This window comes from Chromatiales bacterium 21-64-14, from assembly GCA_002255365.1.
GTDB lineage: Bacteria > Pseudomonadota > Gammaproteobacteria > 21-64-14 > 21-64-14 > 21-64-14.
The window spans coordinates 71,362-81,639 of sequence record NCBI01000009.1 but is presented as its reverse complement, the minus strand read 5'-3'; the positions used below and the strand labels follow the sequence as shown (position 1 = coordinate 81,639).

Here is a 10,278-nt window from a genome sequence, read left to right as displayed (position 1 = left end):
GCCGACCCGGAAGAACCAGCGCGCCGTCTCCTGCCCAGCGCCGATTTCCGCGATCGTCCCGTAGGTCTCCGGGTCGAGATTGATGCGCAGGGCCTTGTGCGCGGTCCCGGATACGTTAGCCGGGGCGGATCCTGCACCATCCTGCAATGATGGTGGCCGTTCCGATGCGCTCATGAAGATCCCTCGCTGCTTCCGTTGTGCCGATCGCCGGGTCCTGGCGGAAGCTATAGCGGCCTGCGCGTCCGCGTCCTTGAGAAAACCGCCGTGCAGAGCCGCGTCCCCGCTACTCCTCGCCCGCGGACGTCGTGGATCCGTTGACGGTGCGGCGGGAACCGCAAACTTGGCTTCCGCGTGCATGCCCCCATCCGCGACCGACGGGCCCGCCCATCCGATCGACCCTTGCGCCGCCGGTGCGATGCCGTGGATGAAAGGCAATCCTACACCCCGCACCACCGTCGCCAGGGGCCGCGGTGCCGGCGTACTCAACCCATCCCGTTGCGGACACAGGGCCGTAATGATGTGCCGATGAGCCACGCGCGACCGCACGCTGTTCAGGATCGCGCGCCTAGAAGTCAGTCTGGCGCGTTCCTAGCAGCCAGTTGCAGGAACGACTCGTGCCGTAGGGCCTCGATGGCTTGCAGGCGCGCGGCTGGGCGTGCCGAATACCAACCGGAGAAGATACCGATGCCCGCGTCCACCACGAACGCCAGGCCCGCCGCCCACTGCGTTGCCACCACAGTCATGGCGACGATGCGGTTGACCAACCAAGCAGCGGTGATCCCGAAGAGTACTCCTACCACGCTGCTCAGGCGCACAAAATGCAAGGCCTCCAGCAAGAACCGCAGCCGCACATCCCGCGGGCAGGGCCTGCGCCGGCCCTGTGACATGGCGCTTAGGGGAAAACCCTGTGCCGACACCCGTGCCCGGCCGTGACCGGGATCACGATTCGGTGGAACGCCAGTTCAGTGCACCAGGCCACGGTGGTATAGTCGACCCACCACAAGCGATGTGGATGCGATGAAAGGGCCTATGCCATGGCAACGATGCGCCTCGTGCTGTCGGTAGCGCTGCTACTGGGAATCGGGATGCCGATGGCGGGAGCGGACACGTTCCTGCTGGACGCCATCCACCACGAACCGGCCAACGACGCCGCTGGGGTCCCGCGTCCCACCCGGGGCCTGACCATGGCCCAGGTGGAGAAGACCTACGGAGCCCCGGAGCAGAAGCTTCCGGCGGTGGGCAAGCCGCCCATCACCCGTTGGGTCTATAAGAACTACACCGTGTATTTCGAGGACCAGTATGTGATCCGCGCCGTTCTGGACCATCCACAGGCGGCGCTACATCCCCAATGATCGAGCCCGTGACCGTGGCCCCAGGCCACACGTCCCTGCCCCCACTCGCCCCATGACCGCACGCGCCGGGCTCCGGCTCCCAGCGGAATGGGAGCCACAGAGCGGTATTCTGCTGACTTGGCCACATGGGCATGGGGACTTTAAGCCCTGGCTGTCCCAGGTGGAACCCGTGTTTGTGGAGATCGCCCGCCAGGTGGCGCGCTTCGAATCCCTGTGGATCGTATGCCGGGACCAAGACCATCAGATCCACGTCGCCGACCTGCTGCGCGCGGCGGACGTGGCGGCGGAGCGATTGCATCTCCATATCGTGCCGTCCAACGACACCTGGGCCCGGGACCACGGGCCGATCACGGTGCTGGGCGCCGCGGGCCCGGTGCTGGTGGACTTCCACTTCAACGGCTGGGGCGGCAAGTATCCCGCGGAGCTGGACGATCAGATTACCGCCCGCCTCCATGCCCTGCGCGCCTTCGGTGACAGCGCACGCGTAGGCACTGACCTGATCCTGGAGGGCGGCGCGATCGATGGCGACGGTGCGGGGACCTTGTTGACCACCCGCCGGTGTCTGCTGGCCGCCACCCGCAACCCGGGCCTGGACCGGGCCGGCATGGAACGGCGGCTGGCGGAATTGCTCGGGGTGACGCGCATCCTATGGCTGGAGCACGGCGCCCTGGCCGGCGACGACACCGACGGGCACGTGGACACCCTGGCCCGGTTCTGTGATTCGGGCACCATCGCCTACCAGGACTGCGAAGACCCCCTGGACGAGCACTATCCGGAGCTGCGCGCCATGGCCCGGGAGCTGGAAGGATTCCGTACCCGGGACGGGCGCCCCTACCGCCTGATCCCGCTGCCCATGCCCGGTGCGGTGCGCAACGCGGAGGGACACCGCCTGCCGGCGGGTTACGCCAATTTCCTGGTGATCAACGGCGCCGTGCTGGTGCCGGTCTATGGCGATCCCGCCGACGCGGTCGCCCTCGCCCGCTTGCGCCGCGCCTTTCCGGACCGGGAAGTGGTGCCGGTGTCCTGCACACCACTGCTGTATCAATACGGCAGCCTGCACTGCGTGACCATGCAACTGTCCGCGGCGGTCGGCTGTGGCCGGCCCTGAACCCGCGCCTCCCATCCTTTGACAATCCCGTCGCGGCCGACCATGATCATGGGCCTTCCCCAAGGCCGGTGCAGACGCGAATCCTCACATGGGTAAACTGGACACGCTGACAGTTGGCATGGTGCAGCACCCATGCACCGCGGACCGGAGCGTCAATCTGGAAACCAGCATCGCCGGCATCCGCGCCGCCGCCCGCCAGGGCGCGCAGTTGATCCTGCTCCAGGAACTGCACACCACGCGGTACTTCTGCCAGACCGAGGACCCGGCCTGTTTCGACTGGGCGGAACCGGTGCCGGGCCCCACCACCGAACGGCTCTCCACGCTGGCGGCGGAACTCTCCGTGGTGATCGTCGCATCGCTGTTCGAGCGGCGCGCCGCCGGCGTCTATCACAACACGGCGGTGGTGCTGGACCGGGACGGCAGCGTGGCGGGACGTTATCGCAAGATGCACATTCCCGATGATCCGGGATTCCATGAAAAATTCTACTTCACACCCGGGGACCTGGGCTTCACACCCATCGATACCGGAGTCGGGCGACTGGGGGTGTTGGTATGTTGGGACCAGTGGTATCCGGAAGCCGCGCGGCTGATGGCGCTGGCCGGGGCCGAGGTACTGCTTTATCCCACCGCGATCGGCTGGGATCCCAGCGACCCGGAGGACGAGCGGCAGCGCCAACGCGACGCATGGATCACCGTCCAACGTGCCCATGGAGTGACCAATGCCCTGCCGGTGGTAGTGTGCAACCGCACCGGTACCGAGCCCCACCCCATTGAGGCTGGTCCCGGGATTCAGTTTTGGGGTTCCAGCTTCGCGGCGGGCCCGCAAGGGGAAATCCTCGCCATGGCCTCCGCACAGGACGCGGAGGTCACCCTGGCCACCCTGCCACTCGCGCGCAGCGAACGGCTGCGACGCATCTGGCCCTATTTCCGGGATCGCCGCATCGACGCCTACGGAGACCTGCTCCGCCGCTACCGGGACTGATATCCGCACCGGCCGGAATCCCGTGCCACCGGGGTGTGGCGCCCGCACGCCACACCCCGGGGCCCGGTTCCCCCCGGCGGTACTACTGGGGCACCACCCGGGTAGTTTGCAGTCCCTTCGGACCGCGGGTCGCGTCGAACTCCACCGGCTGGCCTTCTTTCAGGGTCTTGAATCCCTCGGCCTCGATCGTGGAATAGTGGACGAAAACGTCTTCTGTGCCATCGCTTGGGGTAATGAACCCGTAGCCCCGTGCCTGATTAAACCATTTCACGGTTCCGTTTTGCATGCATCCTTCCTCTTATGTACTGCTTTATTGTCGTTCGCTGTACTCCTGTGCAGATCCAACGCCGGTATGCACCGGCGGAACCTGCACCGGCCTTTCCTCCTGCAGCCCCGCCATGCCCTGCGCGGAACGCCGGAAATCTATCCTATTCCGGTCCCTGAGGCTTTACAAACCCCTACGGGGGGTAGGGCCCGCAGCCTGCCGCGCCCGCGGTCCATGCGTCCACCCGGCAAGAAAAATATGCAATAATGAGGGGCTTAACGCGGGCCCTTCTGCAACCCGTCAGCCGACCGAGCGACCCCTGAACCGGACCTGGTCATGATCCTGATTCTGACTCCTGATACCAATCCCGAAGGCGCGGAATACCGCCAACTGCTGGAGCATCTCACCAATCTGCGCAACATCCAGATCCGGGTGCATCAGGAGACGGGTTCACAGCAAATCCTCACCGAGATCTACCTGATTGGCGATACCGCCTCCCTGACCGTGGAAGAGATGGCGGGATTGCCCTGCGTCGAGCGGGTGGTCCGGGTATCTGAAGAATACCGGGTGCTCGGACGGCACAAGGACGATCACCGCAACACCGCCTTCGAATACAACGGGGTGCGTTTCGGTCAGGACAATCTGAACGTGTTCGCGGGCCTATGCGCCGTGGACGAACCCAAGCACGTAGGGCAGATGATGCAAGCCCTGAAGGAACACGGGCAGGTCTGCACCCGCATGGGTGCCTACAAACCCCGTACCAGCCCCTATTCCTTCCAGGGTCACGGCAAGACCTGCTTGCCCTATGTATTTGAGCTGGCAGGCAAGCACGGGATCCGCGTGATCGCCATGGAGGTGACCCACGACTCGCATGTCCGGGAGATCACCAACGCCCTGGAACAGTCCGGCCGACCCACCGGGATCCTGCTCCAGATCGGCACCCGCAACACCCAGAACTTCGAACTCCTGAAGAGTGTGGGACGACAACGGGAATTCCCGGTGCTGCTCAAGCGCGGGTTCGGAATCACGCTGGAGGAATCGCTGAACGCGGCGGAATATCTCGCCAGCGAAGGAAATCACCGGGTGGTGTTCGGGTTGCGCGGCATGAAGACCAACATGGCGGACCCGCATCGCAACTTCGTGGACTTCGCCCATGTGCCAGTGGTCAAGCGTCTGACGCGGATGCCGGTCTGCGTGGACCCATCCCACTCGGTAGGCAACCGGGACCGGAATCCGGACGGTCTGCTGGACATCTTCCAGGTCACGGCCCAGGGCGTGATCGCCGGGGCCAACATGATCCTGGTGGACTTCCACCCGGAGCCCAGCAAGGCCCTGGTGGACGGCCCTCAGGCCCTCACCCTGGCGGAGTTGCCGCATTTCCTGGAAGACGTGCAGATCGCCCGCGCCGCCTACGAGAAACGCACCGCCCTGGCGGAACGCTACGCGAAGACGCCCACCGCTGCGGCCTGAGCCGCCACCGCACAGGTCCCGGCGCGGATCAGCCCGAACCCGCGCCGGCGCCCCCGACCTGCTGCCGGGCCGCCTCGATTTCCGCCTCGGTGGCATCGCGCACGCCCTGGATCTCCAGTTCGAAGACCAGGGTCTGGCCTGCCAGGGGATGATTGCCGTCCAGGGAAATCCGGTCCGCCTCGATCGCCGTGACGGTGAAGCGCACCTGGGTGCCGTCGCTGGCCGCGCCGATCACCGGACCGCCAACCTCGATGGGTTCCCCCGCCGGCAAGTCGTCCCGGGGTACGTCGATCACGAGATCAAGATCCCGCTCCCCAAAAGCGTCACCCGGGAACAACTTTACCCGCAGCACATCCCCAGGGCGATGGCCCGCCAACGCCGTCTCGAGCTTCGAAAACAGTTGCCCCACCCCGTGGACGTAGCGGATTGGCGCGCCGTGGGGCTCACGAATCGTCACCCCGTCTCCATTGCGGAGCGAGTACTGCAAGGTCACCAGTTTGTGGGAGTCTACCGCGCGAGGTTCGTGCATGGCATGACCTCTTCGGCCGCCCGCTTGCGTGTGCCAGGATTATTCTAACAGAGCCGTAAACTATCGGGACCTGGGGCCAGGCACTGCCCGTCAAAATATGGGAGAATGGAGCCCGTTTCGATCCGACTGGCCCCCAGGATGGCGCACCATGGCGCCGACGGCCCAAACCCGCTGACGATGTCCCGGCCTGCCAACCAAATTCCCCGCGCCGCCCAGGGCGCCGACCCGCTGCACCCGGTGCTGCCCGCCCAAGCCGGGGAGCGCCTGCGCTGGGCGATGCCACCGGGCAGTGCCACCGGGCTGCTGTTGGCTGGCGCCGCCGCGCGGGCACGGGGCGTGCTGCTGGTGGTGGTGCCGGACATGGCCGCTGCGGCGCGCCTGGAAACCGCGTTGCGCTTCTTCGCCGACGACACGGCTCTCACCGTCCTGGCGTTTCCGGATTGGGAGACCCTGCCCTACGACGCCTTCTCGCCCCATCAGGACATCATCTCCCAGCGCCTTTCCACCCTGTACCGCCTGCCCAGTCTGGATCGCGGCGTCCTGATCGTCCCGGCACCGACCCTGATGCAGCGGCTCGTGCCGCGGGAATTTCTCGATGCCCACTGCCTGCTGCTAAACGTCGGCCAGCGCTTCGATCCCGAGCCGATGCGCCGGCGCCTGGAGGCGAGCGGCTACCGGTGTGTATCCCAGGTGATGGAACGCGGGGAATACGCGGTGCGCGGGGCGGTGATGGATCTCTACCCCATGGGCAGCCGCCTGCCCTACCGGATCGACCTGTTCGACGACCAAGTCGAATCCCTGCGCACCTTTGATCCCGAGAACCAGCGCACCCTGGACCAAGTCGGATCGGTACATCTGCTGCCGGCACGCGAGTTCCCCTTGACCGAAGAGGCGATACGCCAGTTCCGCGGTGCATTCCGGGCCTGCTTCGAAGGCGACCCCCAGGCCAGCCCCATCTACCGGGACGTCAGCCATGGGCTGGCCCCCGGAGGGGTGGAATACTACTTGCCGCTGTTTTTCCCCCATACCGCGAGCCTGTTCGACTATTTACCCGAGGGCACCGTCCTGGTAGAGGCCGCGGGCGTGGAAACCGCCGCCACGCATTTCTGGGACGAAGTCCAGGTGCGTTACGAGCAGGGACGTCACGATCGGGAACGGCCGCTGCTGGTACCGGAAAAGCTCTATCTCGCCCCAGGCGATATGAACGCCCGCTTGGCCGCCTTTCCGTCTGTACAAATCCTCGATCGGGGCGCGGCGGACACTGCGGATGGGGCTCCATCGACGGGCTTCGCGCTGGCCGAATTGCCGGCGTTTGCCCGGGACGCGCGCAGCGCGTTTCCCCACGCTGCGCTGGAGGAATTCCTCGGAGGATTCGACGGTCGTGTACTGTTCGTCGCGGATACCCCCGGGCGCCGGGAATCGCTGCGCGAGCGTCTCGCGGCGTACGGGATCCAACCGGAGAACCGGGACGGCTGGCGCGGTTTTCTGGCTGCGGACGGACGCTTCGGCATCGCCGTAGCCGCGCTGGAGGACGGTCTGATCCTGGCGGAACCCCAAGTGGCGGTGGTGCCGGAGGCGCGGCTCCTGGGAGAGCGGGTGCGCCAGACGCGCCGCGAATCACCGGTGCGGGACGCCGAAAACCTGATCCGCGACCTGGGCGACCTGCATGTCGGCGCCCCCGTGGTGCATGAGGACCACGGCGTGGGCCGCTACCAGGGCCTCCAACATCTCACGGTGGGCGGCGTCACTACTGAATTTCTGAACCTGGAGTACGCCGGAGGCGATCGGCTCTACGTGCCGGTTTCCTCACTGCATCTGGTGAGCCGTTACAGCGGGTCGGCGCCGGAGTCCGCGCCTCTGAACAAACTGGGCGGCGATCAGTGGCAGCGGGTGAGGCGCCGGGCGTCGGAACGGATCCGGGACGTGGCGGCGGAACTGCTGGAGATCTACGCACGGCGCGCGGCGCGCAGCGGACATGCGTTCCGGACGCAGGGAGAGGACTACGCCGCGTTCGCGGCTGCATTTCCCTTCGAAGAGACCCCGGACCAAGAGACGGCCATCGCCAGCGTCCTGGCCGACATGGCGACGCCGCGACCCATGGACCGGGTGGTCTGCGGCGACGTGGGTTTCGGGAAGACCGAGGTAGCCCTGCGTGCCGCATTCATCGCCGTGCAGGATGGCCGCCAGGTCGCCGTACTGGTACCCACCACCCTGCTTGCCCAGCAGCATCTGCAAACCTTCCAGGACCGTTTCGCCGATTGGCCGGTGCGCGTCGAATCCCTATCCCGGTTCGAATCCCGCAAACAACAGGACGCGGTAGTGAAGGAACTCGCCGCCGGCACGGTGGACATCGTGATCGGCACCCACCGGCTACTGCAGGGCAACGTGCGTTTCAAGGATTTGGGGCTGGTGATCGTCGACGAGGAACACCACTTCGGCGTACGCCACAAGGAGCGGCTCAAGGCGCTGCGCACTGAGGTGGACATGCTCACCCTCACCGCCACGCCGATTCCGCGCACCCTCAACATGGCGCTCGCGGGGCTTCGGGACCTGTCCATTATCGCGACCCCGCCGGCGCGCCGGTTGTCCATCAAGACCTTCGTGTGCCAGTGGGAAAACCGGTTGCTGCGCGAGGCGTGCCTGCGGGAGATCGCCCGCGGCGGTCAAGTCTATTTCCTGCATAACGAAGTCAAGGACATTGCCCGCATCGCCCGGGACGTGGCGGTCTTGGTACCGGAGGCATCGGTGCGCATCGCGCATGGACAAATGCGGGAGCGCGAGCTGGAACAGGTGATGCTGGACTTCCATCATCAGCGGTTCAACGTGCTGGTGTGCACCACGATTATCGAAAGCGGCATCGACGTGCCGAGCGCGAACACCATCATCATTCACCGCGCCGACCGCTTCGGCCTGGCCCAACTCCATCAACTGCGCGGACGGGTGGGCCGCTCCCACCACCGCGCCTACGCGTACTTGGTGGTACCGCCCCAATCCCTGCTTACGCCGGACGCGGTAAAACGTCTGGAGGCCATCACCGCGCTGGAGGATCTTGGAGCCGGGTTCACCCTTGCCACCCACGACCTGGAGATCCGTGGCGCGGGCGAGCTGCTGGGTGACGAACAAAGCGGGCAAATCCATGAGATCGGCTTCGACCTCTACAACGAACTCCTGGAACGCGCGGTGCGCGACCTCAAAGCAGGACGGGAACCGGATCTGGACCTGCAACTGGACCACGGGCCGGAGCTCGACCTGCAACTGCCCGCCCTGCTCCCCGACGGTTATCTGCCCGACGTGCACATGCGCCTGAGCCTCTATAAACGAATCGCCAGCGCGCGCTCCGCGGACGATCTACGCGAACTACAGGTGGAAATGATCGATCGCTTCGGCTTGTTACCGCCACCTGCGAAGAACTTGTTCCGGCTCGCCGAACTCAAGCTCCGGGCCGCCACCCTGGACCTGACCCGGATCGAAATGGGCACCGGTGGTGGGCGGTTTGTGTTCGCACCACGTCCCGCGCTCGATCCGGCGCGTATCATGCGACTGATCCAGAAGCAGCCCTCGACGTACCGGTTGCAGGGCAGCGACACTTTGCGCATAACCAAGGAACTTCCTGATCCGGACGCGCGGATCGCAGCCGTTACGCGCATGCTGGACTACTTGGCCGGAGGAGAAAGCCCGTGAGACGAATTACCGTCAAAGGACTGCGGATACTCGGATTCGTGATGTTGGGTGCAACCACCTGGCTGATGGTGCCGGCGTGGGCGGCGGACACGCCCGCGTCGTGGTACGACGTGGAGCTGATCGTGTTCGCCCGAATCACTCCAGACCCCGGAGCCGGCGAAACCTGGCCCGCCAATCCAGGCCAACCGGACCTGCAAGGCGCCGTGGAACTGAGCGCGCCAGGGGCGTCGCCCAATGACGTACCGCCAGCCCCGGTGCTGGCGCCGGGGACCTCGTCATCGTCAACCCCAGCGACTTCGGGCCAGCCGGTCCCGTACCAGACGCTCGCACACCAGCAGTTCCGGTTGAACCGGGTGGACCAGATCTTGTCCGCCTCGCCCCGCTACCGGGTGTTGCTCCATGTGGCCTGGCAGCAACCGGGGGTCGGCCCCACGGCCGCGCGTCCCGTCCACATCCAACTTCCCGATGGGACCTTAAACGGGACTGTGCAGCTGAGTCGTACCCGCTATTTGCACGTCGCCGTGGACCTGCTCTACCGGCCCGACGGCACAGCGACAGCGGGCACTCCGACCTCGATCTCATTACCGGTGTACCGTATGCACCAGCAACGGCGCATCGACCCCGGTGTGCTGAATTATTTCGATCACCCGGTATTCGGTGTATTGCTCCAGGCGCGCCCCATCCAGGTATCCGGCACCCCACTGGACACGTCCCCGCCCGCCGCGGACAAAACCAACGACACGGGCCCGACATCCCCCGCAGCGGAGTAACGCGCGGCGGGCGCAAACAAGGTCAGACCCGATCTCAAAATACGTCTCGGCCGCCCGTGCGGCGTGTCGGACCCTGCTGCGATGCGCATTTAGACACACCGACCCATTACGAACGAACGTC

The 10,278-nt window shown here is 65.8% G+C and carries 9 protein-coding genes; 6 read left to right on the top strand and 3 right to left on the bottom strand.

Annotation, left to right across the window (positions count from 1 at the left end; translation table 11 throughout):
* Positions 1-572 precede the first annotated feature (572 nt).
* A complete protein-coding gene (locus tag B7Z66_06865) occupies positions 573-851 on the bottom strand; it encodes a hypothetical protein (protein OYV76948.1) in 279 nt (92 codons plus the stop codon).
* A gap of 183 nt (positions 852-1,034) precedes the next feature.
* Here B7Z66_06865 and B7Z66_06860 point away from each other — a divergent pair, with 183 nt between their 5' ends.
* The 3 genes from B7Z66_06860 to B7Z66_06850 all read left to right on the top strand — a co-directional run bounded on the left by B7Z66_06860 (position 1,035) and on the right by B7Z66_06850 (position 3,442).
* Entirely contained in the window at positions 1,035-1,352 is a 318-nt protein-coding gene (locus B7Z66_06860; protein OYV76947.1) for a hypothetical protein, read from the top strand.
* A 52-nt stretch (positions 1,353-1,404) separates the two neighbouring features.
* Positions 1,405-2,460, top strand: coding sequence for an agmatine deiminase (locus tag B7Z66_06855; GenBank protein OYV76946.1), 1,056 nt, complete (start codon positions 1,405-1,407; stop codon positions 2,458-2,460).
* Positions 2,461-2,548: 88 nt separating this feature from the next.
* Positions 2,549-3,442, top strand: a complete 894-nt coding sequence (locus B7Z66_06850) for an acyltransferase (protein ID OYV76945.1) — start codon at positions 2,549-2,551, stop codon at positions 3,440-3,442.
* Positions 3,443-3,524: 82 nt separating this feature from the next.
* On the opposite strand, the gene B7Z66_06845 is transcribed toward B7Z66_06850, so the two are convergent.
* Entirely contained in the window at positions 3,525-3,728 is a 204-nt protein-coding gene (locus B7Z66_06845) for a cold-shock protein (GenBank protein OYV76944.1), read from the bottom strand.
* 315 nt (positions 3,729-4,043) lie between these two features.
* On the opposite strand from B7Z66_06845, the gene B7Z66_06840 reads away from it, so the two are divergent.
* On the top strand, positions 4,044-5,177 hold the full coding sequence (locus B7Z66_06840; protein ID OYV76943.1) for a 3-deoxy-7-phosphoheptulonate synthase: 1,134 nt from the start codon (positions 4,044-4,046) through the stop codon (positions 5,175-5,177).
* A 28-nt stretch (positions 5,178-5,205) separates the two neighbouring features.
* Here the strand turns inward: B7Z66_06840 and B7Z66_06835 are convergent, their stop codons facing one another.
* Positions 5,206-5,706 (bottom strand): hypothetical protein, encoded by a 501-nt coding sequence (locus tag B7Z66_06835; protein ID OYV76942.1) that lies wholly within the window; start codon positions 5,704-5,706, stop codon positions 5,206-5,208.
* A 177-nt stretch (positions 5,707-5,883) separates the two neighbouring features.
* Between B7Z66_06835 and B7Z66_06830 the strand changes: the two genes are divergently transcribed.
* Both B7Z66_06830 and B7Z66_06825 read left to right on the top strand, forming a co-directional pair.
* Positions 5,884-9,387, top strand: a complete 3,504-nt coding sequence (locus tag B7Z66_06830; GenBank protein ID OYV76957.1) for a transcription-repair coupling factor — start codon at positions 5,884-5,886, stop codon at positions 9,385-9,387.
* The gene (locus B7Z66_06825; protein ID OYV76941.1) at positions 9,384-10,157 is read left to right on the top strand and encodes a hypothetical protein; all 774 of its coding nucleotides are present in this window, start codon (positions 9,384-9,386) and stop codon (positions 10,155-10,157) included. Before B7Z66_06830 ends, B7Z66_06825 begins: the two co-directional genes overlap by 4 nt.
* Positions 10,158-10,278: the final 121 nt, after the last annotated feature.